At 35.3% G+C, this 26,339-nt stretch carries 26 protein-coding genes; 3 read left to right on the top strand and 23 right to left on the bottom strand.

The window, feature by feature from the left end:
* Positions 1-5: 5 nt before the first annotated feature.
* Genes A9CBEGH2_RS11970 through phnG form a run of 10 tightly spaced genes read right to left on the bottom strand, consistent with a single transcriptional unit; the run spans position 6 to position 7,876 of the window.
* A complete protein-coding gene (locus A9CBEGH2_RS11970; RefSeq protein WP_163104895.1) occupies positions 6-764 on the bottom strand; it encodes an inositol monophosphatase family protein in 759 nt (252 codons plus the stop codon).
* Positions 725-1,561 (bottom strand): PHP domain-containing protein, encoded by an 837-nt coding sequence (locus tag A9CBEGH2_RS11965; RefSeq protein ID WP_118276857.1) that lies wholly within the window; start codon positions 1,559-1,561, stop codon positions 725-727. Before A9CBEGH2_RS11965 ends, A9CBEGH2_RS11970 begins: the two co-directional genes overlap by 40 nt.
* A complete protein-coding gene (phnL, locus tag A9CBEGH2_RS11960; protein ID WP_115715715.1) occupies positions 1,558-2,262 on the bottom strand; it encodes a phosphonate C-P lyase system protein PhnL in 705 nt (234 codons plus the stop codon). Before phnL ends, A9CBEGH2_RS11965 begins: the two co-directional genes overlap by 4 nt.
* Positions 2,252-2,872: a DapH/DapD/GlmU-related protein gene (locus A9CBEGH2_RS11955; RefSeq protein WP_118276856.1), complete on the bottom strand. Its 621-nt coding sequence runs from the start codon at positions 2,870-2,872 to the stop codon at positions 2,252-2,254. Before A9CBEGH2_RS11955 ends, phnL begins: the two co-directional genes overlap by 11 nt.
* 12 nt (positions 2,873-2,884) lie before the next feature.
* Positions 2,885-4,060, bottom strand: coding sequence for a phosphonate metabolism protein PhnM (phnM, locus tag A9CBEGH2_RS11950; RefSeq protein WP_115715717.1), 1,176 nt, complete (start codon positions 4,058-4,060; stop codon positions 2,885-2,887).
* A 12-nt stretch (positions 4,061-4,072) separates the two neighbouring features.
* Positions 4,073-4,912: an ATP-binding cassette domain-containing protein gene (locus tag A9CBEGH2_RS11945; protein WP_118276855.1), complete on the bottom strand. Its 840-nt coding sequence runs from the start codon at positions 4,910-4,912 to the stop codon at positions 4,073-4,075.
* A complete protein-coding gene (locus A9CBEGH2_RS11940; protein ID WP_163104893.1) occupies positions 4,912-5,763 on the bottom strand; it encodes an alpha-D-ribose 1-methylphosphonate 5-phosphate C-P-lyase PhnJ in 852 nt (283 codons plus the stop codon). Before A9CBEGH2_RS11940 ends, A9CBEGH2_RS11945 begins: the two co-directional genes overlap by 1 nt.
* Complete coding sequence (locus A9CBEGH2_RS11935; protein ID WP_163104891.1) at positions 5,760-6,857, bottom strand: carbon-phosphorus lyase complex subunit PhnI; 1,098 nt, start codon at positions 6,855-6,857, stop codon at positions 5,760-5,762. The genes A9CBEGH2_RS11940 and A9CBEGH2_RS11935 overlap by 4 nt, the downstream gene beginning before the upstream one ends.
* 3 nt (positions 6,858-6,860) lie before the next feature.
* Positions 6,861-7,442: a phosphonate C-P lyase system protein PhnH gene (phnH, locus tag A9CBEGH2_RS11930; protein WP_115715721.1), complete on the bottom strand. Its 582-nt coding sequence runs from the start codon at positions 7,440-7,442 to the stop codon at positions 6,861-6,863.
* An 11-nt stretch (positions 7,443-7,453) separates the two neighbouring features.
* Entirely contained in the window at positions 7,454-7,876 is a 423-nt protein-coding gene (phnG, locus tag A9CBEGH2_RS11925; RefSeq protein WP_118276853.1) for a phosphonate C-P lyase system protein PhnG, read from the bottom strand.
* Positions 7,877-8,066: 190 nt separating this feature from the next.
* Between phnG and A9CBEGH2_RS11920 the strand changes: the two genes are divergently transcribed.
* Positions 8,067-8,756, top strand: a complete 690-nt coding sequence (locus A9CBEGH2_RS11920) for a response regulator transcription factor (protein ID WP_118276852.1) — start codon at positions 8,067-8,069, stop codon at positions 8,754-8,756.
* Positions 8,757-8,803: 47 nt separating this feature from the next.
* Here the strand turns inward: A9CBEGH2_RS11920 and A9CBEGH2_RS11915 are convergent, their stop codons facing one another.
* The 7 genes from A9CBEGH2_RS11915 to A9CBEGH2_RS11890 all read right to left on the bottom strand — a co-directional run bounded on the left by A9CBEGH2_RS11915 (position 8,804) and on the right by A9CBEGH2_RS11890 (position 16,461).
* Positions 8,804-9,706, bottom strand: coding sequence for a Ppx/GppA phosphatase family protein (locus tag A9CBEGH2_RS11915; RefSeq protein ID WP_118276851.1), 903 nt, complete (start codon positions 9,704-9,706; stop codon positions 8,804-8,806).
* A gap of 120 nt (positions 9,707-9,826) precedes the next feature.
* A complete protein-coding gene (locus A9CBEGH2_RS11910; RefSeq protein WP_118276850.1) occupies positions 9,827-10,918 on the bottom strand; it encodes an ABC transporter ATP-binding protein in 1,092 nt (363 codons plus the stop codon).
* A 15-nt stretch (positions 10,919-10,933) separates the two neighbouring features.
* Complete coding sequence (locus A9CBEGH2_RS12365) at positions 10,934-11,104, bottom strand: DUF6903 family protein (RefSeq protein ID WP_164503372.1); 171 nt, start codon at positions 11,102-11,104, stop codon at positions 10,934-10,936.
* Positions 11,094-13,274, bottom strand: coding sequence for a 1,3-beta-galactosyl-N-acetylhexosamine phosphorylase (gene gnpA / locus A9CBEGH2_RS11905; protein ID WP_115715726.1), 2,181 nt, complete (start codon positions 13,272-13,274; stop codon positions 11,094-11,096). Before gnpA (A9CBEGH2_RS11905) ends, A9CBEGH2_RS12365 begins: the two co-directional genes overlap by 11 nt.
* Positions 13,275-13,284: 10 nt before the next feature.
* Entirely contained in the window at positions 13,285-14,145 is an 861-nt protein-coding gene (locus A9CBEGH2_RS11900) for a carbohydrate ABC transporter permease (RefSeq protein ID WP_115715727.1), read from the bottom strand.
* Positions 14,146-14,157: 12 nt separating this feature from the next.
* A complete protein-coding gene (locus A9CBEGH2_RS11895) occupies positions 14,158-15,039 on the bottom strand; it encodes a carbohydrate ABC transporter permease (RefSeq protein WP_115715728.1) in 882 nt (293 codons plus the stop codon).
* 90 nt (positions 15,040-15,129) lie between these two features.
* The gene (locus A9CBEGH2_RS11890) at positions 15,130-16,461 is read right to left on the bottom strand and encodes a carbohydrate ABC transporter substrate-binding protein (protein ID WP_115715729.1); all 1,332 of its coding nucleotides are present in this window, start codon (positions 16,459-16,461) and stop codon (positions 15,130-15,132) included.
* A gap of 333 nt (positions 16,462-16,794) precedes the next feature.
* Here A9CBEGH2_RS11890 and A9CBEGH2_RS11885 point away from each other — a divergent pair, with 333 nt between their 5' ends.
* Positions 16,795-18,264 carry an arylsulfatase gene (locus A9CBEGH2_RS11885; RefSeq protein WP_118276848.1) on the top strand — a complete coding sequence of 490 codons (1,470 nt, stop codon included), beginning with the start codon at positions 16,795-16,797 and terminating at the stop codon, positions 18,262-18,264.
* A 74-nt stretch (positions 18,265-18,338) separates the two neighbouring features.
* Here the strand turns inward: A9CBEGH2_RS11885 and gnpA (A9CBEGH2_RS11880) are convergent, their stop codons facing one another.
* Positions 18,339-20,483 carry a 1,3-beta-galactosyl-N-acetylhexosamine phosphorylase gene (gene gnpA / locus A9CBEGH2_RS11880; RefSeq protein ID WP_163104889.1) on the bottom strand — a complete coding sequence of 715 codons (2,145 nt, stop codon included), beginning with the start codon at positions 20,481-20,483 and terminating at the stop codon, positions 18,339-18,341.
* 257 nt (positions 20,484-20,740) lie between these two features.
* Here gnpA (A9CBEGH2_RS11880) and A9CBEGH2_RS11875 point away from each other — a divergent pair, with 257 nt between their 5' ends.
* Positions 20,741-21,604, top strand: a complete 864-nt coding sequence (locus A9CBEGH2_RS11875; RefSeq protein WP_115715732.1) for an AraC family transcriptional regulator — start codon at positions 20,741-20,743, stop codon at positions 21,602-21,604.
* A gap of 245 nt (positions 21,605-21,849) precedes the next feature.
* On the opposite strand, the gene A9CBEGH2_RS11870 is transcribed toward A9CBEGH2_RS11875, so the two are convergent.
* The 5 genes from A9CBEGH2_RS11870 to A9CBEGH2_RS11855 form a co-directional block, all read right to left on the bottom strand.
* Entirely contained in the window at positions 21,850-22,995 is a 1,146-nt protein-coding gene (locus tag A9CBEGH2_RS11870) for a D-alanine--D-alanine ligase family protein (RefSeq protein WP_163104887.1), read from the bottom strand.
* Positions 22,996-23,044: 49 nt separating this feature from the next.
* The gene (locus tag A9CBEGH2_RS11865; RefSeq protein WP_118361455.1) at positions 23,045-24,601 is read right to left on the bottom strand and encodes a Mur ligase family protein; all 1,557 of its coding nucleotides are present in this window, start codon (positions 24,599-24,601) and stop codon (positions 23,045-23,047) included.
* On the bottom strand, positions 24,598-25,302 hold the full coding sequence (locus tag A9CBEGH2_RS11860; protein WP_115715734.1) for an alpha/beta fold hydrolase: 705 nt from the start codon (positions 25,300-25,302) through the stop codon (positions 24,598-24,600). The genes A9CBEGH2_RS11865 and A9CBEGH2_RS11860 overlap by 4 nt, the downstream gene beginning before the upstream one ends.
* 73 nt (positions 25,303-25,375) lie before the next feature.
* Positions 25,376-25,522, bottom strand: coding sequence for a hypothetical protein (locus A9CBEGH2_RS12360; RefSeq protein ID WP_164503371.1), 147 nt, complete (start codon positions 25,520-25,522; stop codon positions 25,376-25,378).
* A gap of 9 nt (positions 25,523-25,531) precedes the next feature.
* On the bottom strand, positions 25,532-26,215 hold the full coding sequence (locus A9CBEGH2_RS11855) for a YjjG family noncanonical pyrimidine nucleotidase (protein WP_118276845.1): 684 nt from the start codon (positions 26,213-26,215) through the stop codon (positions 25,532-25,534).
* Positions 26,216-26,339 lie beyond the last annotated feature (124 nt).

Below are 26,339 nucleotides of genomic sequence, written 5' to 3'. Positions count from 1 at the left end.
GAACGTTATTCTTGTATATATCGTTGTATCTCCTTCAACAAGGAAGTGCAGCTGCAAAAGATTGCCTCTGTTTTTTCCATTGTGAAAAAATCATTTCGTATCTGCCATGTTCCATTTACCTCTTTCAACAAGATACAGGCTGCTGCATAATCCCAGCATTTTACATGAGAAGAAAGTGATGCCTGTAATTTTCCTTGTGCTATATGTGCAATTGCCAAAGATGCACATCCTAACGCACGATGTCCCCTGCTTTCTTTTTGTATAGAAAGCATATCTGCATGCTTCTTTGTGAAATCTATAATACTTCCATAACTGCAATCCCATACACTTTCTGATAATGTTACCTCTGGTAAAGGCAGAAGTTTTTGTGAGTTGCAGAATGCTCCTTTTCCTGTATAGGCATGAAACATTTCTTCTTTCATCACATCATAAACAATGCCAAAAACAGGTTGTTTCTTTACATAAAAAGCAAGTGAAACTGCGAAATTTTCGTGAAAGGATACATAATTGGTCGTTCCATCAATGGGATCTAATATCCACATGTAATCTCCCATCTGATGCTGGGCTTCCTCATTTACCACAATAGATCCTTCTACCAGTTTCATCAGCGACACACTCAATACATTTCCTATATAGGTATCCATATCGCTAACTAGATCCTGTTTTCCAGTTTTATAATCCAAATGGGTATACGTTTTTGTTTTTAAGATATTTCCACATTCCTTTACAAGTTTTCTTGCCTGTTCATAAACTTCATAATACATGCTTCTACATCTCCTTCCCACATCAAAGGATTGCTGTTGCCAATTTCTGGTTCCTTGCCATATTTCCCATGACAATCACTTCCTCCAACCTCCAGCAATTGATTTGCCAATGCAAAACAATGACTGTATCGAATCGCATCTTCACTTTGAGAACTATGCCATGTTTCAATACCATCCACACCCAGTCGAATAAAATGACTAATCAATGCTTCTACACGGCTTAATCTTGGATGTGCAAGGATGGCAACTCCCTGATCTTGATGAATGGCTTCTATCACATCTTCTACTTTTGGATATTCTTTTTTATGCATGCAGATTCCCTTATTTTTAAACAGCTGATGGTATTCCTCCCCATAAATTTCCGTTGCATAGCCATGATCGATCAACACCTGCATAATATGCTGTTTATAAACAGAAGTGGAAGGTTCTGCTTTTCTTTTTACTTCTTCCCAAGTGATATCATAACCATTTTCAATCAGCTGTTTTACCTGCCATTTCGCAATTTTTTCCATGTTTTTTAAGGTATATCCGCAAAGTTTTTCAATATGCACTCTTTCTTTCATCCCATATGCCAATATATGCACATCTTTTCCATGAAGATCATCATGGGCACTGATTTCAATTCCCATGAGAAGTCCTTTGGGCCATGTTGACAAGTTGTCATATGCCGCAAAGGTATCATGGTCACAAATAGAATACCATGTTAACTGTTTTCTTTGTGCTTCTTTTATAATGTCTTCAACGGAATAGCTTCCATCAGAATACGTACTGTGAATGTGTAAATCGATTTGATTCATGAAAGCATTCCTTTCTGCATATTAAATTCTCGATCACATAGTCCTTCCATAAATTCTAAATCATGAAAAATTCCAAGCATGGTCGTACCTTCTTTTTTTAGCTGTTCAATTAAATCTCGAACTTTTTCCTTACTTGCATTATCAAGACTTGCCGTTGGCTCATCTAATAATAACAGACGTGGTTTTTTTACCATGGCCGCCGCAATGTTCAAACGCAGTTTTTCTCCTCCGGAAAACGTATTTGGATACACATCCCATAACGCCTTATCCAAATCAAAGTGCTCCAGCATTTGAATTGCTTTTTTCTGGGCACTTTCTCTGTCTTCTCCCATTTCCATAACCGCATTTTCAATGACTTCTCTTGCGGTTGTTCGCGGCATGATATGCAGAAACTGGGATACATATCCAATCTCATGTTTTCGTATCCAAAGAATCTGACGCTCACTTGCCGTACATAAATCAATTTCTCCAAAACGCTCACTTTGATATAAAATGGTTCCTTTTTGTGGAAGGTTTGTACGATATATACCCTTTAAGATCGTAGATTTTCCACTGCCGCTTCGTCCCGTAATACCGATAAATTCTCCTTTTTTTAAATTTAGCGATATATTTTGACAAGCTTGAATTTCTTTTTTATTTAAATGCATCTGAAAGTTTTTTGATAATCCTTCAATTTCCAGCAGGTTTTCTTTATTTTTCATTATTTCCTCCATATTTTCGTAAAAACGCATGTATATCCATTCGAAAATCCATCCAGTTTTGACGAATTTTTTCATCTTCCCAATCCCACCATTTTAATGTTTCTAATTGTTCGATAATTTCCTGTGGAAAACGAAAGCGTAGCACTTTGGCAGGCACTCCCGCTACAATTGCATAGGGTGGTACATCTTTGGTCACAACTGCATTACTTCCCACAACAGCGCCATTCCCAATCTGAACACCTGCCTGTATGACCGCTCCATGTCCAATCCAGACATCATGTCCAATGCTTGTTATCTTTGCACAGCGTTCTTCAAAAAACAAAGTATCGTTTTCCTCTGCCATCTGATACATTTTGCTGCGATAGGTAAAATGATGCGTTGTCGGCCTTTGCAGTGGATGCTGCGTTGCGCCAATGCGTGCACTTCGTGCAATATCACAAAACTTTCCGATGTTTGCATTTTGAATCATTCCATATGGTTCACAATAGGAATAATCTCCTAAAGTAGAGTTTTCAATCACACTATCATGCCCGACTTTGCACCAGTTTCCAAAACTGGTATTGCTAACTTCACATCTTTCTTCAATCGTAACTTCCGGTGTTAATTCCATAACCTGCTCCTCCTACATACGATAATGATTTCTTTGGGTCAACTGTCCATCTACAAATACATGGGTAATGGCAGGAAGTCCATTTGGCAGCTTCATGATAATCAGCAAATCTGCCTTTTTATTTTTTTCAATAGAACCGCAAATATGATCGATTTGTGCAGCACGTGCTGGCTGAATCGTTACCTTTGCAATCATATCTTCCAGTTTTTGTCCGTATTCTTCCATTTTAAACACAGAATGCAAAAGGGAAGCCGGATAATAATCTGAACATAAAATATCTGCACAGCCTGCTTCGATGGCATCTCTTGCGGACATATTTCCTGAATGAGAACCGCCAAGAAGAATATTAGGTGCACCAACAACGGTATACATACCACGTTTTTTTGCTTCTTTTGCTACCTCTAACGTAATTGGAAATTCAGAAATCGTTGCCCCAAAACTCTGTACAACATCTAACTTTTCTATCGTATCATCGTCATGAGAAGCAACCGCAATTTCCTTTTCTTTTGCTAAATCTGATGCACATCGAATCGCATCCATCGTTAATTTCTGCGTATTCATTTTCTCTTTCAGCATTTCTTCAATTTCTTCTTCACTTCGTGTTCCCTTATCATCAACAAGATAGGTTTTCTTATATATTTCCAAATCTCGATACTGTCCCTGTCCAGGGGTATGATCCATAAAAGAAAGAAGATGCACATACCCTTTTTTTAAGTATTCCATCATAAGAGGAAACTGTGTAAAATTATCAATTTCAAAACGCATGTGGAAACGATTATGAATCAAGTGAAGCTGTGAATGACTTTCTTCAATAATTTCGACCAGTTTTTTCACATTTTCTGGATTGCGCATAGGAGTTCCAAGTTCATTATCCAGCATACTTACGGAATGAAACATTGTCGTTATCCCATGACTGCAGCATTCTTTTTCAAATTCATACACCGCCAGCTGCATATCCATCACACTTGTTTTTCTAGGGGCAGCCATTTTTTCAATATAATCGGAATGAATATCAATAAACCCCGGTGTTATATATCCTCCACAAGCATCAAAGACTTCCTCTACATGCAAATCATCCGCCACATCTTCCTTTATGATGTCTTTGATACGATCATGTTCAATGACTAATGCATAACCTTCTAAAATTTCATGTTCCAGTACAATTTTTCCTCTTCGAATAAGTTTCATAACCCATCTCCTTTACAACAATGAATATACAAGCTGCTGTGTATATGGATGCTGCGGATCTTCCATAATTTGATCCGTTAATCCCTGTTCAATAATTTTTCCATCCAGCATAACGATCGTACGATCTGCCAGCATGCGAATAACACCAAGATCATGCGATACCACGATCATACTCACTCCTAGTTCACGCTGAATCTGCTTGATCAAATCCAATACATTTGCCTGTACAGATAAATCCAGTCCGGTCGTCACTTCATCTAACAATAAAACAGGCGGTCGATTGCTTAATGCCTTGGCAATCTGTACACGCTGCTGCATCCCTCCAGAAAAAGTAGATGGTGCATCTTTTCTTCTTCGATATGGAATTTTTACTTTATCCAAAAGCTGAACTCCTCTTTCTTCCATGGTTCCTACATTTCGCTCACCAGCTGCCAATAGTTTTTCCGCAATGTTTCCAATACTTGAAAAATCCATTTTCAATCCCAGGTATGGATTTTGATAAACCATCCCCATAACATAATTTCGAATATAACGCTTCTGCTGTGATGTTTCTTCAAAAATATTTACTTTCCCCTCTTTATAGGTGGAAAGATAAGCAGCCCCGGAAGTAATATCCTGATCAAAATACAAACATTTCATCATGGTTGATTTTCCACTTCCACTCTCCCCAACAACACCTAGAATTTCACCATCATATACATCAAAACTAATATCGCGCAAAGCATACACTGTTCCACAATGCGGACAATAATTCCCTTGCAGTTCTTCTTCCTTTCCAATACAGTGTATACATCCATTTCCAAACTGTTTTCGTAAGTTTTTTACCTGCATGAGCGGCTTTTCAAATTCCATTATTTACACTCTCCCCTCTGTGCATTTCTTCTTTTTAAACAATAGCTTGTATCGTTGCACTGATAGCTGACACTGCCATCTTCCTCATGGATGATTTCATCAAGAAATACATGTTCTGCACCACATAATGCACAAGTTTTTCCATGAAACTGCTCTGCTTCAAATGGATAGTCTTCAAAATCCAAAGATACAATAGAAGTATAAGGAGGAACTGCATAAATTTTCTTTTCACGTCCGGCCCCTAAAAGAATGAGCGATTTGCTTTGATGCATTTTTGGATTATCAAATTTAGGAATTGGAGAAGGTGCCATGACATAGCGATCATTTACCATTACAGGATGATCTGCCCCTGTTGTCATCGATCCATATTTCATGATTTGTTCAAACAGCAGCAGCCATGCTCCTGTATATTCTTTTTCCGCATGATACTGTTTTGTTTTTCTTTCACTTGGTTCATATTCCCGTAAAGGTTCCGGTTCTGGTACCTGCAGTACTAAAATCTGATCCTCTCTAAGAGGAACTTCAGGAATGCGATGCCGCGATTGAATTAAAGAAGCTTCCTCTGTATTCCTTACGATATTTACATCGGTTGTAGCGCTAATTAAGTTTTTGATACTAACCGCATTCACACTTTCATCACTTCCCTGATCAATCACTTTTACATGATCTCCATGTCCACATAAGGATAATGTCAGCTGTAAGCCTCCCGTTCCCCAGCCTCTTGCGATAGGAAGTTCTCTAGACGCAAAAGGAACTTGATAGCCGGGAATACAGATTGCCTTTAGTGTTGCCCTTCGAATTTCTCGTTTGCTTCCTTCATCAAAAAAGGCATAATGATAGTGCTGTTTCATTGCGTTTTCCTCTCTTTCGTTTTACGAATACTGTTTAATTTTGACTGGAAGGTTACATAATGTGGAAGTTTTAAATGAGAAATAAAGCCAGTTGCCTCCACCGAATCAATATGATACAAAACAAACTCTTCATCATTTATCGCATATTTCTTATCTTCACTTTCTAAACAGCGATCCAAAATACTCATCGCAATTGCCTTGGATTCATTTTGCCCCAATGCAATTCCATAGCCAACTTGAAATTCCAGCTGCGATTCTCCATTTTGATTTGTAATCGTATGTGGTATTAAACTTTCCACTTCACTTACACGAATATCCCCAATATAATAACTTTCTTCCTCATCCTGTGGATTCATAGGATCTGCCACATAGATTCCTAGATTTCCTACACGAAGCTCTCCTACGGTTGGATGTACACTTCCATACCCTCTTAAAGAAGCATACCCAAGAGAAATAAGTGTCTGTGTCATTCCACGTGTTAATATCTGCAAGCGTTCACTTCGCACAGTAGGAAATGTCAAAATTTCTTTTGTCACATCTTTTGGAGGAGTATCGTTATTTTCTACTTTCTCTAGTAGACCTTCTTTTCGTAAATAATCACTTACTTTGGGAAGAAACAAGTCGCTGCTTCCCTGTTTTTTTTCTGCTTCTTCAAAATGCGCCAGCATTTCTTCCAGCGCTTCTTCTTTTTCTAAAAGAAGATCAAAATCAAGCAGACGATGCTTATAATCAAAACAGGAACCTAAGATTTGTCCTCCTGGAATATCTTTAAAAGCGGCAGATATCCTTCTTTCAATACGCATATCATCACTTTCCACTGTCAGTGAATAATAATTTCTAGGCAAAGTAGAACGATAAGCACGCATTAAGAATACCGCTTCTTCTAAAGAGCCTTCCCCTTGTTTGATGGCTAGAGAAGCAAGCTGAGGAGAGTATAAAAAGCTTTCACTCATGACCTGATCTACCAAAAGACGTTCTCCACTTTGGATATCTTCTACATCTAAAACATGACCACCTTTTAAGCGTTCTAATTTTAATCGCTCAATACTTTCTTCAATCGCTTCTTTTCCACCTTTTACCGCTACATATGCCATAGATTATCTCCTTTCAATCTGTGTCGTTCTTGGAAGTGATACACAATTTCCTTCCTTATCCACAAAAAGCAAATCCACACCTAATGGAAACTCTGCATTTTTTTCCTGTCGAGAAGATATCCATGCATCATTTCCCTCAACCCCAAGATACGTTTGTCCCTGAATTCCAGGACCTTTCAAACACAAATTCCCATCTTTTCGCAATTTCTCACATTCTACAATGATCGTTGCCCCATGCTGTGGATTTTCCAATGTACCCATTGCACTGTTCGAAATAACACCTGCCAGCTTATCAAAACTATCCAGTGTAACAAATACAAAGGATGCATCTTTTATTTCCTTTTGCACACTGTAAGTTAATCTAGAAAAACGCTGTGCCAGCTTCATCGATGTACTTTCCATATAAAAAGAAGTATCCGCATCCAGCAGCATATACATCATGATCTGCATTGCATTTCCACATTCCATCTGATACGTACAATGTTTCATTTCTTCTTGTAAAGATTCTATTTTCCCAGGATAAGAAAATGTATTTAACACTTTCCTGTATGCCTTTTGAATATCATGTACCTGATTCAACTCCATAAGTATTCCTCCTATACATCCATCGTCTCGAAGTTTACTTTTGTCTTTTCAATTCCTTCTCTTCGAATACGCATTTCTTCTTCCTGCTGTTTTGCTTTCTTTCTTAATTCTTCTTCTAATTCTTTAACACCTGGAAGCTGTGCACGAAATGCGGCATCTATCACTGCCAATGCATATGCTTTTTCTTCCTCTATTCCCTGTATCATTCCAATGCCAATAACCCCATTGCATTCTACACGAGCCTCGCTAATCAACACTTCACATAAATAAAATAAAGATTTCTGCGCACTTTCTCTCATTTTTACCATTGTCAAAGACTGGGATGGTTTTTCTAATACCTGATAGGGTGCTTCTTTATCAAATCGATCTGCCCATGCCTGTAAAAATTCTTTTTCACAATGAACCAGAATTTTTGTTCGCTCTTTTCTTTTCATAGCTTCCTCCTTTTGAGACAGATTCAGTATACCTTTCTGTTTCTTTTCATTTGTTAAGTCAAAGTAAATAAAAAGTTAAAATAATGCCAAGAAATTTTTTATCAGAAATATGTCCAATCTTTAACCATTTATTAACTTTCTATTTTTAAATACATAGTTTAATAAGAGTATAAGAAAGGGGCTTTTGTTTATGAATAAAATCATAATCGTTGCTGATGACCTGCATCAGTCAAAAGGGGTTTGTTATGACTTGATAAAAGGAGGAATGGAACCAGAACTATGTTCTCTTTCTGAATTTCTATCCCATGCAGACAACATACAGAGTTCTACTTTTGTATTGGATATAACTGATCAAAATCTACAAAAAAAAGAAACACTTCTCCCCTTTAAAAAAATAAGTGAAACCTGTTTGTTTTTTGTATTATCCTATGTAAGTGATGAATGTGCAAAACTAGAAGCATTTTCTGCCGGTGCAGATGATTATATAGAAAAACCCTACCACCCCAAAGAACTAACCCTTCGTATTCGAAATCAGATGAAACGCATTGAAAAGCAACAAGACCCTGTTAGCACAAAAGACTCCCAAGTATTTCTAAATATTTATATAGATGAAAAAACTCGAACTGTAAAAATCAATTCCAAACCACTCTTACTGACAAAAAAAGAATTTGAACTTTTAAACTTCTTTTTAAAAAACCGAAACAGAGTTTTATCCAGAGAATACATTCAGGAATCCTTATGGAAAGATGAATATCCAAAACAGTCTCGTATTGTAGATGTTCATACACACAATCTTCGCACAAAACTAAAAAACAACTGTGCGAATGCGACAATTGGTTCCAGACGTGGTATTGGCTATATTCTTGAAAAGAAAAAGTAGATTAAAAAAAACCTCAACGACGAGGTTTTTTTACGTTAGTAATATAATCAAAAGCGAGCATTCGGAAGAATTTTCTTCAATACATACCCCTCACGAACTCCATATTTACTAATTTGCATCTTTTTACATCCATAATAGTTCGCTGTACTATATAAAATTAAAAGTCCTGGAAAAAACGTATGAATACGTTCCGGTTCACATCGTAAAATGATACGAATCGCATCTTCCCTGTTTAAGTAAGTAATCAATTCCTGCAGTTTTTCACAGGGAATCTCTTCCTTTGTACTTTCAATCATATGCAAATCCTTTAACAGCGCTGCACATGCACGTGCACTTCCTCCAGCTGCCAGCATTGTTTCTGATGCGTATTCTTTGTTTGGATCTTTTTCCCTTAATTCCCTAAGCATAGCTTCTATAATTTCTTTTTGTTGTTTTTCATTTGGTAAAATTTCACTTACATATGTACGAAACAAACTTAAAGAACCACTGGAAATACTATATACATTATGCATTTGACAGTCTTGAAAAGAAACGATTTCTGTACTTCCTCCACCAACATCCAAAAAAAGTCCTTTTTGCAGTTTTGAATAAATAGATGCACCTTCAAAACTTAATCGTCCCTCGTCTTCTCCCGACAACACATGGACACGAATACCTGTTCGTTCAAATATTTTTTGTAATACCACAGTAGTATTCTTAATATTTCGTAAAGGCAATGTCGCAAAGACATGTAAAGAAGCAATATGCAAATGAGATAAAGTTAACTGAAAGTCATGCAGACAGCGACATAATATCTGAATCCCCTTTTCTGACATTTTTCCATCGTTAATATAAGATACGATACCTAATGTTTTCTTCTTGGAAAACAAAATATCAAACCCTTTATTTTCATATTGATACACATTCATACGAACACTATTTGCCCCTACATCAATAACACCAAAATTCATATATCTTCCAACCTTCTTTTCTATACAGCTATACTATACAGAAAAATCAAAAAAGTTTTGTTAAAAACATGTAAAAATGATACCAAAAAAACCAATGCGATCGCATTGGCTTTCTTTTGATTAAACGATTTTATTTTCACTTTCTGGATCAAAGAAGTGTACTTTACTTAAATCCATGGCAAGTTCTAATGTTTCATGTGCTTTTGCTTCTACACGTGCAGGAACTTTTGCCTTAATATCCTGTGTACCAAATTTACCATGCAGGATAAATTCATGTCCTAACAATTCTACTACTTCTACTTCATATTTAAAGTGTGCAGTTGGGTAGGTATCGGCTACGATCCCTTTTCCATGTAAATCTTCTGGACGAATACCCATTACAATATTTTTTCCTTCATATTCTTTTAATGCATCATGGAACATTTCAGGAAGTTCAATCCACTGATCATTAATGACAAAGCATCCACGATCAATTTTACCATTTAAGAAGTTTGTAGCTGGTGCTCCCAAGAATCCTGCAACAAACATATTGGCTGGATTGTTGTAGATTTCTCTTGGTGTACCAATCTGCTGAATATATCCACCCTTCATAACAACGATACGATCTGCCATTGTCATTGCTTCTGTTTGATCATGCGTTACATAAATAGAAGTGGCTCCAATTCTTTCATGCAATTTAATAATTTCACTACGCATTTGTACACGAAGTTTTGCATCCAGGTTACTTAAAGGTTCATCCATTAAGAATACTTTCGCATTACGAACGATTGCACGACCTAAAGCAACACGCTGTCTTTGTCCACCAGACAATGCTTTTGGTTTACGATCTAAATAATCTTCAATTTCCAAAATGCGTGCAGCTTCATGAACACGTTTATCAATTTCATCTTTTGGTACTTTTTTCAGCTGTAATCCAAATGCCATATTATCATATACACTCATATGAGGATACAATGCATAAGACTGGAATACCATTGCGATATCACGATCTTTAGGTTCTACATCATTCATTAGCTTTCCATCAATGTAAAATTCCCCAGCACTGATATCTTCCAATCCCGCAATCATACGAAGTGTTGTTGATTTTCCACATCCAGATGGACCAACAAATACAATAAATTCTTTATCTTTGATTTCCAGATTGAAATCAAAAACTGCCTGTACATTATTGTCATAAATTTTATCTATATGTTTTAGTGATAATTCTGCCATTTTAAAGCCCTCCTGTTATTTGTATTTTCTGTTGTAGATATACAACAGCGTCAGCAATCCCGCAAGTCCAACAATTTCAATTCCAAGATTTGTTAAACTAACGGTTCTTTGCGCAACAATGATCATTCCTAAAAACACAAAGAACAGGATTGCCATTATGATATTCTTAATTACATTACTTTCCATTCTCTATCACCATCCATCTGATTTCACCAGGTTCCAGTTTTGCCTCGACACTGTTTCCATCCCCGTCAAAAATACGAGTAACCTGTGGTTCATTGGTATTGTTTAAGATTGCATACATGTTATTTTCTGGATAAGCGTGTACTTCACAGTATAAATTATCTGCATACCATTTTTTGAAATCTTCTTCTTTATTTGCGGCATGATATAATGCACGAAGCAAGATTCTTGTATTTTGTGTACTATATGGAAGTCCTGCAATATAAACCCCACGACCTTTTCCATAGTCATGTGATGCCATATGCACTTCTCCATTGCCATAATCAATGATCTGTGTATCTTCATATAAAGCATAGATATTTTTCATACCTTCTCCATAGTCAAAATCTTCCACAACATCATCTGTAATAAAATGTTTTTCTACAGGTGTTGTAAAATATTTATCTGTATGAAGTGTAAATCCTAATTCTTTATCTACCCCAAGAACATCTGCCAGCTGGAAGAAGTGTCCACCATTTTCATATGCCGTTGGCTCACCGATACCAACAAAACCTCCTCCATTGTACACCCATTCACGTAACATGGAAACAAGTTTTTCATTCTTCCAAACTTCTCCACCAGAGAATGCGGTCATTGCATCCCCTGCATTGATAATAACATCAATATCACTTGGTATACCATTTTCTAAAACATCATCAAAACTGATAAAGGAAACATCTACACTTGCACCGGATAAAGATTCCAGCATTCCATTATAAGAATAAATCTGTTTACAATACAATCCATGGGCTACCATATAAGCATGCCAGCTTCTTAATTTTCCCCAGCTGTTTAAGATAGCTACTTTTAATCCGCAATATGGTTTTGCCTCATGAACACGATCATAAATATCACGGAATTCATCACAAACTTTTTCAATGTAATCCACAAATTTAGGGAATTTATAAGCTAGACTTGGATATCCTCCATAACCAATTCGATCAATTGGTTTACGCATGATAGCACGTCTTGCGCTTAACCAGTTATCAATTGCTTCAATGGTTGGATCATTTCCTTCATAGAATGTATCAGGGAAGAAATATGGAAGGAAACGTCCTTCATGATATTTCACACCTGGAATATCGGAAATCAAACGAAGCGTAGCTCCTCCACCAACACTTCCTACAACTGCATCTAAGCCAATGTTTTCAAAGTATTTTCCATAAGGTTCTGTACCAATCCAGTTATCCCCTAAAAACATCATCGCTTCTTTTCCAGCTTCATGAACCAGATCCACTAACTCTTTTGCAGTTTCACTGACAAAGCGCTGCTGGAAATCAATATATTCTTTATATTCTTTTGAAGGAACACAGAAAGTAGAATTATAATACCCATTATCTACAAATACTTCTGGACGTAAACGATATCCATATTCCTTTTCAAATGCAAGAATCGCTTCTGTTGAAACACTTGCTCCATATCCACACCAGTCTACAAATTTTTCTTTTGCCAGTTTATTGAAAATCAATGTAAAGTGATAGAAGAAAGTCGTAAAACGAACTACATCACAACGTTTGTTTTCTTCTTTTTCTAACCATTCTTTTAAATAATCGACAACAAATTGACGAGAGTTTGGTTTTCTCACATCAAATGGAATTTCATGTGGTTTATCTTTCCAATCATTTGTAATATGATTATACATCTGTGTTGGATCCCATAAAATATAAGCTAAGAAAGATACCGTATATTCATGGAAAGCTTTTGCATCATGTACGACTACGACATTTTTCTTGCTGTCAACTTCCCAGTTTTTAGGATCAACAATTTCTCCTGTTGTTCGATCAATCACTTCCCACCACTCTTTTGGGTCATGATCATAATCTGGAGTTACCTGCTGATCAAAGTATTCTTCGTTAAACGCAATCTCTACTTCACTTCCTGTACATAGTGTATAGGCACTCATCAGATAAATCTGCTGACATTCATCCATATGCTTTTGCGCAAATTCATTGTGCCCTCTAGCCACGAAATATGTTGTATAAATTTTCGCATCTAAGGATTTGATATCATCATCTAATTTTGTACCATCACTATCACGAATGGCATCGGCTCCCCATCTGTCTAATAACTCCTGTGTTTCCTTTAAAAAGTTGGATTCACTAGGCAATGTAACACGTCCTGTTGTTTTTCCCATAAGTTTTCTCCTAATCTTTTAATCCACCAAGGCTCATACCTTGTGTTAATTTTTTCTGTACTAAAATATAAAGTATTAAAGTTGGTAACATTACAATTACTAAACCTGCATACATAACACCAAAGTTTGCCTGTGATTTAGAATCAGCCATTAAGTATTTTACCCCAACTGCAAGCGTTGCATTTTCTTTATCCATGAATGTAAATGCAATGATATATTCATTCCAGAAAGAAAGAAACTGGAATAAGATAACGGTAATGATACTTGGTCTAGCCATTGGAATCATAATTTTTGTCATTGTTTTAAAGTAACCACATCCATCAATACGTGCAGCTTCCTCATATGCTTTTGGAAGTGTTTTAAAATATCCTGTCAAAAGATAAATTGTAAATGGAAGTGATGTTGCGGCATATACTAATGCTAAAAAGAATTTATTATTTAAAAACAAATCAAATCCCAGCAATGTATCTGCTTTAAAAAACATCAAAAAGATAGGAAGAACGATATAATTTACATTAACAAACAATCCTGCCATAAATAAGGCATTTAAAAATTTCTTTCCTATAAAATTAAATCTTGCCAGCACATAAGATGCAGGAAGTGCAATTACCAGCAACATAACCAGTGCCATAGCAGTAACTTCAACTGTATTTAATAAATAATCTCCCATTCTTGCTTTTTGGAAAGCATCTACAAAATTGGACCATAGCCAGTCAGCAGGTAAAGCAAAAGGATTTCCACTAACTAATTCTAGCTGACTTTTTAAACTTGCAAAGAACACCCATACAATCGGTACGATGATAGAAATTGCCAAAGCAAAAAGAGCAACATAAACAAATATTTTATAAATCGAAAACTTCTCTTTTTTCATTGTTCTTTCCTCCTAATATTCTAAAACATCTCTTTCCGTTACTTTATTCAAAATAGCAGAAAGGGCAAAGGAGAATAGGAAGATACAAGCTCCAACAGCCATACCAAATCCATATTTTCCAGCAAAAGCATTGTTATACATATAGTTAAGTGCTGATTCACTTCCAAGGTTACCTTCAGAAGTCAACTGAACAAACATAAAACTTAAGTTAATCGTAGAAATAACAAAGAAAGTTAATGTTGTACGAATGTTATTCCAAATAAGAGGAAGTGTAATCATAAAGAATTGTTTAACCTTACCAGCGCCTTCCAGTGCTGCTGCTTCATAAAGGTTTTCTGGAATGCTGGACATACTTGCCATATACATAACCATGTAATATCCAATTGCCTGCCATACTAGAGCTGCAATAATTGCATAGTTGATAATATCTGGGTTTCCCATCCATTGCTGTTGCAAAAATCCTAAACCAATAGCAGATAAAAATGAATTTAAAATACCATTGCTAGGTGCATAAATAGCTGAGAAAATACCTGCAATAACAACAATACTCAAAATATTTGGAATATAGAAAATAACGCGGAAGAAATTTTTACCTTTGAAATTTTCTCTTGTCAGTAAAGTTGCAAACAATACTGCCAGTATTAATGTAAGAATAGTGATAAGCACTACATATAAAATTGAGTTTTGCATAGATTCTATGAATCTTGGATCTTGGAATAAAAGTTTAAAGTTAAACAATCCAGCAAATGTTTCTTCACTTACAAAGTTGCTTTTCTGATAAAACGCTGTTCGAAAGACATCAATTGTCGGTATCGCAATAAATAATGTTACAAGCAATACAGCTGGTGCCAGACACCAAAAGACAAACCTTCTTTCTGCTTTCTTCTTTGTCATATACATCCTCCTCTTCTTTTGAAAAGCGATGAGTATTGCCACTCATCGCTTAATCATCTTATTTTTGCATTTAAAGTCGTGAACAATAATTTATTTCAATGGGTTTGCAGCTAAATCTTTCCAAGCTTTAGAAAGTGATTTCTGCCATTCATCAACAGTTGTTTTACCTGTTGCGATTTCATCAATTGGTCCAAATACTGTTGCTTTCAAATCAAAGTTAGCCAATGTATTTGTATCATATCCAGAGAATGCACCAATTACAGTTTTAGCATCTTTATATACACTGAAGAATTCTTTTGTATAACCATCTTCCATTGTATCTACTTTATCCTGGAATCCTTTTGTAGGAACAACATTACCATATTTAGCCATGATTTCTACACCTTTATCAGAGTAGATAAATTTTAAGAATTCTTTTGCATCATCTGCATTTTTAGCTTGTTTTGGAATCCATACCTGTTCTGTCATAGATGCAACATAACGATCTCCACCTTCTTTAAGAGCTGGTAAAGGCATTAATCCCCAATGGAATCCTTTTTCAGGAGTTGTTTTTTCCATTTCATTTACAATCCAGTCACCATTTGGCATAAACAATGCTTTTCCATCAATAACAGCCTGCTGGTTAATTGTAAATCCATCTTTCGCATTAGCATTTGATACTGTATCTGGATATAAGTTTTCAGATGAAACAAGTTTAGCGATTGTGTCAAGAACTTGACGTCCTTCTTTTGTATCCCATACACCTTCTTTATATGTTAATACATTCTTTAGGAATTCTTCTCCTCCAGATTGACCAAGAAGTGCATTTAATGTGTTGTCAAAGTATCCTTTTACTGGATAAGTGAATAGTTTTACACCATTTCCTTCTTCATTTAATTGTTTTCCTAATTCCCACATATCATCCCAAGTTTCTGGCAATTCGTATTTTTTACCTGGGCCAACCAATTCTGTGTTATAGAAGAATCCAGCTGGTGTTGTTTTTAAAGGCAACAAATAAGATTTACCATCACCATAATACTGAACAACAGAACTGTTTGCATAAGCTGGGTCAATATTAATTTCTTTTACTACATCAGAAATATCCATTACTTCTTTTGTATTTAACTGTGTTTCTGTATACTGAGAAGGCTGTCCCAAGTTGTAGTAAACAACATCAGAATATTCACCTTTCGCATTTTCTTTATTTAATACCTGATCTAATTCTTTTTCTACACGAAGCTGTACATCTACATCTTTATGTGTTTCTTCAAAAGCAGTTTCCAAATCTTTAAATACCTGTTCTCCGTTTCCTCCTGAGAAAAGATCAACTTTCAAAACACGTTTGTCTGAAGAACCCCCTTCTTCTTTGTTGTTGCTAGCACATCCAGTAACAACACTTGCTGCCATTAAACCGGCACAAGTTAAAGCTACCAATTTTTTCATATTATTCATGTCCTCCTTAATTGGTTTATTTTTCCTGTCTTTATACTACTTAATGTAAGCGTTTTATGCAATCTATATCTTGCCATACTTTTTAGATATATTGCTTTTTGTTATAAAAAATCAATAATTCTCAACAAATTCCCCCTATAATCACCTATTTTTTACACATATTGCTCTATAAAATAATTCTTTATCAAGATTCTTATAATAGAAACACCCTCATTATATCACATCTGATATTTTGTCAGTATATTGTTTTTCTTTTTGTTATATATTCAAATCTGCTTTGCATTTCATTATAATAAACATAGAAAGTAACATAGAGGTGTATTTATGAAAAAAAAAGCAAATGTTTTATTGTTAATGTGTGATCAGTTTCGAGGTGACTGCTTATCCATCTGTAATCATCCTGATGTAAAAACACCGTATTTAGATTCTCTGGCAAATGATGGTGTTTTATTTGAAAAAGCTTATTCGGCTTGTCCAAGCTGTATTCCTGCAAGGGCTGCTTTATTAACAGGAAGAAGCCAGGAAGCACATGGACGTGTAGGATATGAGGATAATATCCCATGGGAATATGAACATTATATGGCAGAAGAGTTTTCGAATCATGGCTATCAAACGCAGTGCATTGGAAAAATGCATGTACATCCACCACGTTTACTATGTGGATTTCAAGGGTTAAAGCTGCATGATGGTTATCTTGGGGCTTATCGTAGTCAGGATATTCCACATTGGATGCATCAGGATGTATGTGATGATTATCTGTTTGATTTACGAAATACCTATGGTATGCATGCAGACTTCAATGCCAGCGGAGCGGAATGCAATTCCTGGGTAACCCATCCATGGATTTATGAAGAACGATTGCATCCTACCAACTGGGTAGCTGAGCAAAGCATTCGTTTTCTACAAACAAGAGATCGTACCAAACCCTTCTTTTTGATGTCTTCTTTTGTTCGCCCTCATCAGCCATTAGATCCCCCACAAACATATTATGATATGTATAAAGATAAAGATTTAGCCCCAAGTGCAAAAGGGGATTGGAATGATGAAGAGAAAACAAATGAATTTGGATATACAAGTGATTCTATTTATGGCTGCAACGATGCACAAATGCGCCATGATGCGAAAGCTGGATATTATGCATCCATTACTCATGTTGATCATCAGTTAGGAAGAATTTTATCTGCCCTAAGAGAAGATGGTACTTATGATGATACGATTATTTTATTTGTAAGTGATCATGGGGAAATGTTGTTTGATCATAGTCTATGGAGAAAAGTATTCCCATATGAAGGAAGTACACACATTCCCTTTTTAATGCATGTAGGGAAAAATGTCGCACACCTGCTTCCTCATAAAGTAGATGGTATCGTTGAACTAAGAGATGTAATGCCTACTTTACTAGATCTATGCGATATACCAATTCCCGATACCGTAGATGGAATTTCTTTAAAAGAAAGCATTTACCAAGAGAAACCTGTAGAAAGAGAATATCTGCATGGAGAACATAGCTTTCATTCTTCCTTAAGCAATCACTATATCGTAACCAAAAAGGATAAATATATCTGGTATAGTGAAACAGGAAGAGAACAATACTTTGATTTAGAAAAAGATTCAAAAGAAACACATGATGCCATTCATGATGATATATATCAAACACGTATCCAAAAGCTGCGCCAAATCTTAATTCAGGAATTAAAAAACCGAGAAGAAGGCTACAGTGATGGAATACAGCTTATTGCTGGAAAACAGCCAAAAAATATGCTGGAACATCCATTTACCAAAAAAGAAAATTAATAAGCAAAAAGAATCCCTATTCCTTGTATACATACAAAGAACAGGGATTCTTTTTATTTTTGTATATTTTTCTTTTACATCGTAAACCAGCGAATTTCACTAGCTTCTAGTTCTACTTCAAAGTTATCTTTATCTGTATAGATTATGGTTTTTTGTGGTTCATAGGTATTATTCACCACACAGTAACTGTTTGTTGATGGATATACATTCACTTCTACGTTATAGTTTTCACTATACCATTGTTTCATTTCTGCTTCTTTTCCAGCTGCATAGTAAATACTTCTATAAAGTAATCGTGCATTTTCAAAAGAGAATGGAAGTCCATTAATATATACACTATGACCTTTTCCATAAGAATTTGCCGCAAGATTTACATTATGATCTTTTTGACGAATCACAGTTGTATCACGCAATGCATAAATATTACGTACTTCCTCTCCAAAATCATCCTGTGTCAGCTGTTCACTAATAAAATGTTCTTTACATTCCCAATTGTATTTATCTGTGGACAATGTAAAACCAAGTTCTTTATCAACTCCTAACACATCATATAAAGTGAAGAATTTACCGCCATTTTCATTTGCGCTAGGCTCACCTACACCGATGAATCCTCCTCCATTATCTACATATTTTCTAAGTGTCGTAACGATTCCTTCATCAAATTCTTTTCCACCGCTGTATGCGGTATAAGCATCTCCTGCATTGATGACTACATCTATATCATCTAAAACAGATGGATTGTTGCGAATATCATCAAAACTGATAAAGCGAACATCAAATGGGAATCCACTTAAGGCTTCGATAACTCCATTATAAGAGTATGTTTGTTTATATGGAATCGCATGCGCCACCATATGCGTTCCCCATCTACGAAGTTCTCCCCAGCTATTTAATACCGCAACATTTAAATGCGTATAAGGCTTTTGTTGATTCACATGATCATATAACTCTCTAAATTCCTCACAAACCTTTTCAATATAATCAATGAATGCAGGAAATTTCATTGCGAGTTTTAAATATCCGCCATACCCAATACGATCTAGCGGCTTTCTTAAGATTGCACGACGTGCTGTTACCCAGTTTACTTTTGCTTCCTGTAAAGGATCTCCTCCTTCATGGAAAACATCGGGGAAGAAATATGGAAGAAATCTTCCTTCTGTATAGCGAACACCTTCAATATCTGAAATCAAACGCAGAGTAGCTCCACTGCCCACACTTCCTACAACTGCATCCAATCCAATATTTTGAAAGTATTTTCCAAACGGTTCTGTTCCAATCCAGTGATCTCCTAAAAACATCATGGCTTCTTTACCACCTTCATGACAAATATCCACAAATTGTTTTGCTAGTGCGCAAACTTCCCTTTGCTGAAAGTCCATAAAATCCAAATATTCTTTTGTTGGTACACAGAAAGTAGAATTGTTGAATCCCTTATTAATTATGTATTCTGGACGAAATGGATAACCGACTTCTTTTTCAAACTTCTCCAAAATATAAGGGGAAACAGAACCACTGTACCCAAACCAGTCTACAAATTTTTCTCTGGCATATTCATCAAACTGCAAAGTGAACTGATGAAAAAAAGTAGTAAAGCGAACAACATCAACATCTTCTCTTTCTTTCACAAACTTGCGCATTTTTTCTAATACATATGCCTGTGTTTTCGGCTGTCGCACATCATAGGTCATCTGGTGTTCTTCATTTTTCCATTCATTTGTCAACGCATTGTACATATGTACAGGATCCCATATAACAAATGCCAAAAAACTTACGGTATAGGCATGATATGGTTTCGTATTATTAATGATGACTTCTTGTTTTTCTGCATCATACTCCCAGGTGGAAATTACGTTATCTTCTGTTCGATCAATCACTTCCCACCATCTGTGAATATCATCGAGTGTATTTGGCTTTAACTGTTCCTTATAAAAATGTTTCATAATAGGAATATGTAACGTTGTATCTTTTGCAGTATAATACTCACTCATCAAATACATTTGCTGAATTTCTTCTGGATGTGCCTTTGCCCAGGCATTATCTTTTCTTGTTGTATAGTATGTCGCATACTGTTTGATATCCATATTTCTTAGTTCCTGCGGCATATCCGTACCATCACAATCACGAATCGCATCTGCTTTCCATCGTCGAATAATTTCTATTGTATCCTGTACCACATCCACATCGGTTGGTACGGTTACACGTCCTTTTTCTGTTTTCATGTAGAATCTCCTCGTCTTTTTTTTCTTCATTGTAGTTAGAGAAAAAAAGATTGTCAAACGCTTTCAATTATTGTACTATACATTAAATCACCAAGATTTCTAAAAAAACAAAAGGAAAGTATGATGAATACACACTCATTTCAAATGCTTTTTTCTCTTTTTTTATAAATATTGTCAACTTTTAAACTTTCGCAAAAAAACTAATACTTGTTATTGCTTTGTTCCTCACGTATAATGAATTTATCCGAGGTGATCTTATGGGAATTCAACGATTCCAATTAAAAGAAAAACAGAACATTGTAAAGGCAAATTTCCGTCTTCTCTATATATCCTCTTCTATTTATGAAAGTGACTGGCATTCTACACCACATGCACATCACTGTACCGAAATCTTTTATGTGATAAAAGGAAATGGTAGCTTTCTTGTTAATGAAGATGTTTTCGATGTGAAAGAAGACGATTTAATCATTGTCAATCCTAATGTTATGCATACAGAAATGAGTAAAGGTGGAAACCCTCTTCAATATATTGTATTAGGAATTGAAGGTCTGCAGTTTACAAGCCTGTCAAAACAGGAGGAACTGGATGATTACAGTGTTCATAATTATTGTAACTACAAGCATGAAGTTTTATTTTATATGAAAACCCTGCTGCAAGAAGTAAATTATCAAGATGAAGGATATGAAAGCGTCTGTCAGAATTTACTAGAAGTCCTAATCATTAATATGATTCGCCGTACAAAAGCTAATCTAATTGTTGCCCCTGCTCAAAAAGTCACGAAAGAATGCAGATTTGTGGAACAGTATATCAACACACACTTTCAGGAAGATATTACTTTGGAACTGTTAAGTGAAAAAGCATTTATGAATAAATTTTATTTGGTACATGCGTTTAAACAATACAAAGGAATGTCTCCTATCAACTATTTGATTCATCTAAGAATCAAAGCAGCCAAAGAACTTTTAGAAACAACAAACTATTCGATTGCACAAATTAGTGAGTCCAGTGGTTTTTCTTCTCAGTCTTATTTTTCACAGGCTTTTAAAAAAGAAACCGGTATGACACCAAATGCTTATCGTAAAACAAAAGATATTCATCGCAAAGAAATACAATTGTCCTAATCTATGTAAACCGTCTTAAAGTGACGGTTTCAGGTTGTTGACAAACTATATATTTTGAAAATATATAAAACCAATTTAAAAAAAGTGGTAGAAAGATTCCTTTTACTAGGTGATTTTTGGTAAATGATAGCTTAAAATCACCTGTTTTTTATACAAAAGTGGGGATAAAAAAAGACCGAATGACAAAGTCTGCTCAAAGAGCGACTTTGTCAACGGTCTGAAACCGTCTTAAAGTGACGGTTTTTTTATTTTAATTTTCCCTGCCCTTTCTCATACATGGAAAGTAAATTTGTATTCCAGCTGTGTATTTTATTATGTGATATACGATATTTCTTTAATCCCATCTGTAATACATCATCTAACAGTTTTGAAAAAGACACTCCACTTTTTTCCCAAAGGTAACAAGAAAGTGAACCAGGTATGGTATTAATTTCATTCACATAAATCGAACCATCACAATCAATCAAAAAATCTATACGGCATACCCCTTCACATTGCAAAGCATGAAATGTATTTACTGCATACTGTTTTATTTCTTCTTCCATATCGGAAGAAATATCTGCTGGAATCTTTCGCTTTAAAGATGCCATACCCTTTCCTTTTTCTCCTCTTTCATACTTATCCCTAAAAGAAAGAATTTCATCTTCTTTTACGACTTCTTCTAAAACACTCGTTTTACATTGTGCTTTATCCCCTAATACAGAACAGTTTATTTCTTTTAGATGCACGATTGCCTTTTCAATCACAACAAGGGAATCATATAAAAATGCATCTTTCATAGCCGTTAAGAGTTGTTCCTCATCTTCTACCCAGTGAATTCCAACACTGCTTCCAAGATTCGCTGGTTTAATGATAACTGGATACCCTAAACGTTTTACTTTCTGAACAAAAGCTTCCTCCATTGTTTGATGTTCTTCCCAATAAAACCAGGGAACAATAGGAAGACCTCGATCTTGCAGCACCATTTTCATAACTGCCTTATTCTGCCCTAATGCACCACCTAAAACATCACACCCTGCAAAAGGAACATCCAGTGTTTTTAAAAATCCCTGAAAACTTCCATCTTCTCCATTTGTTCCATGCAGGATAGGAAAAACGATATCAAATGGTATCTTTTGTAAAGCAAACTTCTTTTTATAAACCAGCATACCATTTTGTTCATGTTTTATTATATGCACAGGTTTTTTATTTTGAAGTACATCATCTATATTTTGAAATGTTTCTATATCAAGAAAAGAAGGGTCGCTATACATCACTCCAGTTTTCGCAATATATAAAGGAATCACATCATATTTAACTTGCAAGACTTCTATAGCCTGAAGAGCTGATATAATACTAACTTCATGTTCAACAGATACTCCGCCAAAAACGACCAAAACTCGTAACTTCATACCTTCCACCCTTTCTGCTATCTCATAGTATGCAGAAAGGGAAAAGTTGTTAATGATGAAAGGCATCGGGAAGATCATTTTCAAACAAAACGATACATCCCTTTGTTTTGATCTTGTTAAAGATATTTAATGCCTGCGTAAAATCATTCGCGATATACACATGGCTTTTTGGGAATTCTGTTTGTTTTATTCCTTCATAATACGATGTTGTCTGTTTCGCTCCTACAAGGATAATATCGTCCGCACAATCTGTAACATAGACTCCCAGTTTTCTATTTTCTTCCTCCTGCATATCCCCTAAATCAATGCATCCAGGTGTAATGACAATACGCTGTCCATCCATTTGTTTTAAAACATCAAAAGCATATCTTGCCCCTATAGGATTAGAATTATATGCATCATCTAACAGGATATAGTCTTTGTATACTTTTTTCTCTAAGCGATGTTCCACAAAAGGTAAAAGTTCTACTTTTTTCTGCAATATTTCCCAGGAAATGCCCAGTGTATGGGCAATCGCAATAGCTCCGCAAATATTTTGCAAATTATGTTTTCCTAACAAAGGAGTGGTAAACAAGATATTATGATTTTGATAACAGATAGAAAAACTTGTATGTGTTTTATTATAAGAGATATTATGCAAATAATAATCAGCCTTTTCATTTGTACCATACCAAATAATACGGCATGTATTCTTAAGCGCATAGTCCACAATCCATGGTTCATCTATATTTAAAAAGCCAATACCATCTCTTGGTAATTTTTCTATCATCTGCATCTTTTCTTTTTGAATATTTTCCATTGAGTGAAAGGTTTGTAAATGCTGAGAACCAATAGAAGTTACAATACTCATAGAAGGTTGTACAAACTCCATTAATTCTTCAATATCATGTACATGATCTGCCCCCATCTCACACAAAAACACTTCATGAATCGGCTGCAACATCGTTCGTATTGTTTTTGTAATTCCCATAGGATTGTTATAGGAGTGTGGTGTTTTTAAAGTCATAAAGGTATTGTTTACTAAATGATATAAAATATTTTTGGTGCTCGTTTTCCCATAACTTCCACCAATTCCGACAATCAAAAGATGTGGAAGAGCGGAAAGCATAGATTTCGCCTGTCTTTGATAATATTGGGCAATCTTTTTTTCTATTGGCTGCATAAGACAGGAAGAAAAATAAACAAAGATCCAAGGTAAAAAATAAACAAAAGGAATAAAAAAGATTTGCCAAAATATCGGTAAAGAAAGATATCCTGTAAAAAAAACTCCTATTAGAAAAAGCTCCATTACCAGGATTCGCTTAACTCTTGGTGTATATACAAGTGCTTTGCGATATAATTTTCTAGTTTCTACTTTAAAATCCAAATAGGCATATATAAATAGAAGAGTAGCTAACAAATACCCATCTGGATATAAAAGCAGAAAATACACTCCGCACAAATACAAAAACTGTCTTCCTATTTCTTTTTGTTTGATCATTATATCCTTTTTTATCCATGTACTGTAACGATCAAATCGATAGCGATTTTGTTGAAACATATGCAGCGAATGTTTGATTGGCACTAACAAAAAACAAAGATAAGATATCCACAGTATGGCATTCATACTTCTCCCTCCAAAAATGCATCAACAATTCTTTGAAAACGAAGGCTTTGATAAAAATAAGCAAAGTGTCCTTCTTTTTTGAAAACAATAAGTGATGCATGGGGAAGCAGCTGCTCCATTCTTTTCCCCATCCATAAGGGAGTCTGTTCATCTTTTTCTCCCCATACTAATAATGTGTCACAGCGAATTCGAGGCAAAAGAGATTCTAAATTTTCATTTACTGCCTTTACTAAAACACCTCTCATAACAGAAGATGCCTTTTGATAATCTTCACTTCCCATTGTTAGATTGATCGATAGTTTCTTACAAAGCTTATATATAGATACTTTTAAATAATATGTCATTCCTCTTTTTGGTAAAAGACCTGCTGCTCCTGTAAGAATCAGCTTTTTACAAGGATAGCGTGCTGCATAACATATGGCAATTCTTGCGCCAAAAGAATGGGCAATAAGAATGGGATTCTTTACACCTTCTTCTTCCAGCAAACAATAAAGAAACTGTGCATATTCATCAACCGACCAGCAATAAAGCGGTTCTTCACTTTTTCCAAAGCCTGGAAGATCAAGATTAAATACAGTAAATTGATTTTGTAAATGATCCTGCAAAAACTTCATCATATAAAGATTTTGACCCCACCCATGTAACAATACAACAGCAGGTCCATGTCCTTTCTTTTCTACATGTACATATCCGTGTTCCATGTTGTTCCTCCTATAAAATATCGTATGAAACACTAGACATATTTAGACAAAAAAAGATCAGAAAATCCTGATCTTACCCATTAAAATTTACTTTTGAAAACTTTGCATTGTTTTTTTGTTTTCCTAAAGTTTTCTGTAAAGCCTTGCTTTGTGTCTTGCTTTTTGCTTTACGGCTTCTTTCCAAAAGGGCCTTCGTATCTAGTTTTTTCTTTTCACTCATAGTAACCTCCTATACCAACTCCAGCAATTCTCTTAAATCCTCAATCTCATGCGTAACATGATAATCATCCGTTTTTTTCTGTTTTTTAGGATTGTACCAGCATGTCGCTATACCAGCATTGTTTCCACCTTTGATATCACTTGATAAAGAATCTCCAATAATCAATGTTTTTTCTTTATCTAAATCCCCTATTTTATCAAAACAATAAGAAAAATATTCTTTCATAGGTTTGCGATATCCTACTTCTTCCGATACAAAGATATCTTTAAAATGCTGATCCAAGCCAGAATCTTTTAAACGAGAGTACTGTGTCGCACTTACCCCATTTGTTACGATATATAAATCATGATACTGTTTCAGCTGTAAAATTACATCCATGGCATGTTCCACCAATTCATGACTTTTTCCAAGTTCATCTTGATACGTATCTTCAAATTCCACCCCATCTAAAGGAATACCAAATTCTTCAAACAATTTTCCAAAGCGAGTATAAATGACTTCCTCTCTGCTTATTTCCCCTTTTTCATACGATTTCCATAACGCATGGTTAATTTCCATATAACGTTTTTTCATATCATCACGAAGAGGACAGTTATAAGCTTCAAAAGTCTTTTTTAAAGCTTCTTTTTCACATGCATCAAAATCCAGTAATGTATTATCTGCATCAAACAATAACGTTGTATATTTTTTCATAAATAGTTTCCTTCCTCTTTTACCCTAGCTAATATAACATAGAAGTCTTTCTGTTTCTATAAAAAATTGTATTTTTTTATTGCCAATAAGAAATGTTTATGATAATATAAGAAGGCACTAAGTT

The sequence above is a fragment of the Amedibacterium intestinale genome (genome assembly GCF_010537335.1).
Lineage (GTDB): Bacteria > Bacillota_I > Bacilli_A > Erysipelotrichales > Erysipelotrichaceae > Amedibacterium > Amedibacterium intestinale.
The sequence above is the reverse complement of the archived record's forward strand: the minus strand, read 5'-3'. Positions and strand labels throughout refer to the sequence as shown.

Excerpts from the sequence above, each read along its gene's own strand:
- A9CBEGH2_RS12360 (WP_164503371.1), bottom strand. The coding sequence starts at position 25,522 with ATGAGTGAAAAGAAAAAACTAGATACGAAGGCCCTTTTGGAAAGAAGC.
- A9CBEGH2_RS11900 (WP_115715727.1), bottom strand. The coding sequence starts at position 14,145 with ATGAAAAAAGAGAAGTTTTCGATTTATAAAATATTTGTTTATGTTGCT.
- A9CBEGH2_RS11860 (WP_115715734.1), bottom strand. The coding sequence starts at position 25,302 with ATGGAACACGGATATGTACATGTAGAAAAGAAAGGACATGGACCTGCT.
- A9CBEGH2_RS11910 (WP_118276850.1), bottom strand. The coding sequence starts at position 10,918 with ATGGCAGAATTATCACTAAAACATATAGATAAAATTTATGACAATAAT.
- A9CBEGH2_RS11855 (WP_118276845.1), bottom strand. The coding sequence starts at position 26,215 with ATGAAAAAATATACAACGTTATTGTTTGATGCAGATAATACATTACTG.
- phnH (WP_115715721.1), bottom strand. The coding sequence starts at position 7,442 with ATGGAGTTGAATCAGGTACATGATATTCAAAAGGCATACAGGAAAGTG.
- gnpA (WP_163104889.1), bottom strand. The coding sequence starts at position 20,483 with ATGAAAACAGAAAAAGGACGTGTAACCGTACCAACCGATGTGGATGTG.
- gnpA (WP_115715726.1), bottom strand. The coding sequence starts at position 13,274 with ATGGGAAAAACAACAGGACGTGTTACATTGCCTAGTGAATCCAACTTT.
- phnG (WP_118276853.1), bottom strand. The coding sequence starts at position 7,876 with ATGAAAAGAAAAGAGCGAACAAAAATTCTGGTTCATTGTGAAAAAGAA.
- A9CBEGH2_RS11870 (WP_163104887.1), bottom strand. The coding sequence starts at position 22,995 with ATGAAGTTACGAGTTTTGGTCGTTTTTGGCGGAGTATCTGTTGAACAT.
- phnM (WP_115715717.1), bottom strand. The coding sequence starts at position 4,060 with ATGAAACTTATTCGAAGAGGAAAAATTGTACTGGAACATGAAATTTTA.
- A9CBEGH2_RS11920 (WP_118276852.1), top strand. The coding sequence starts at position 8,067 with ATGAATAAAATCATAATCGTTGCTGATGACCTGCATCAGTCAAAAGGG.
- A9CBEGH2_RS11890 (WP_115715729.1), bottom strand. The coding sequence starts at position 16,461 with ATGAAAAAATTGGTAGCTTTAACTTGTGCCGGTTTAATGGCAGCAAGT.
- A9CBEGH2_RS11915 (WP_118276851.1), bottom strand. The coding sequence starts at position 9,706 with ATGAATTTTGGTGTTATTGATGTAGGGGCAAATAGTGTTCGTATGAAT.
- phnL (WP_115715715.1), bottom strand. The coding sequence starts at position 2,262 with ATGAAAAATAAAGAAAACCTGCTGGAAATTGAAGGATTATCAAAAAAC.
- A9CBEGH2_RS11940 (WP_163104893.1), bottom strand. The coding sequence starts at position 5,763 with ATGAAACAGCACTATCATTATGCCTTTTTTGATGAAGGAAGCAAACGA.
- A9CBEGH2_RS11965 (WP_118276857.1), bottom strand. The coding sequence starts at position 1,561 with ATGAATCAAATCGATTTACACATTCACAGTACGTATTCTGATGGAAGC.
- A9CBEGH2_RS12365 (WP_164503372.1), bottom strand. The coding sequence starts at position 11,104 with ATGGAAAGTAATGTAATTAAGAATATCATAATGGCAATCCTGTTCTTT.
- A9CBEGH2_RS11865 (WP_118361455.1), bottom strand. The coding sequence starts at position 24,601 with ATGAATGCCATACTGTGGATATCTTATCTTTGTTTTTTGTTAGTGCCA.
- A9CBEGH2_RS11875 (WP_115715732.1), top strand. The coding sequence starts at position 20,741 with ATGGGAATTCAACGATTCCAATTAAAAGAAAAACAGAACATTGTAAAG.
- A9CBEGH2_RS11955 (WP_118276856.1), bottom strand. The coding sequence starts at position 2,872 with ATGGAATTAACACCGGAAGTTACGATTGAAGAAAGATGTGAAGTTAGC.
- A9CBEGH2_RS11945 (WP_118276855.1), bottom strand. The coding sequence starts at position 4,912 with ATGGAATTTGAAAAGCCGCTCATGCAGGTAAAAAACTTACGAAAACAG.
- A9CBEGH2_RS11895 (WP_115715728.1), bottom strand. The coding sequence starts at position 15,039 with ATGACAAAGAAGAAAGCAGAAAGAAGGTTTGTCTTTTGGTGTCTGGCA.
- A9CBEGH2_RS11970 (WP_163104895.1), bottom strand. The coding sequence starts at position 764 with ATGTATTATGAAGTTTATGAACAGGCAAGAAAACTTGTAAAGGAATGT.
- A9CBEGH2_RS11885 (WP_118276848.1), top strand. The coding sequence starts at position 16,795 with ATGAAAAAAAAAGCAAATGTTTTATTGTTAATGTGTGATCAGTTTCGA.
- A9CBEGH2_RS11935 (WP_163104891.1), bottom strand. The coding sequence starts at position 6,857 with ATGGCATATGTAGCGGTAAAAGGTGGAAAAGAAGCGATTGAAGAAAGT.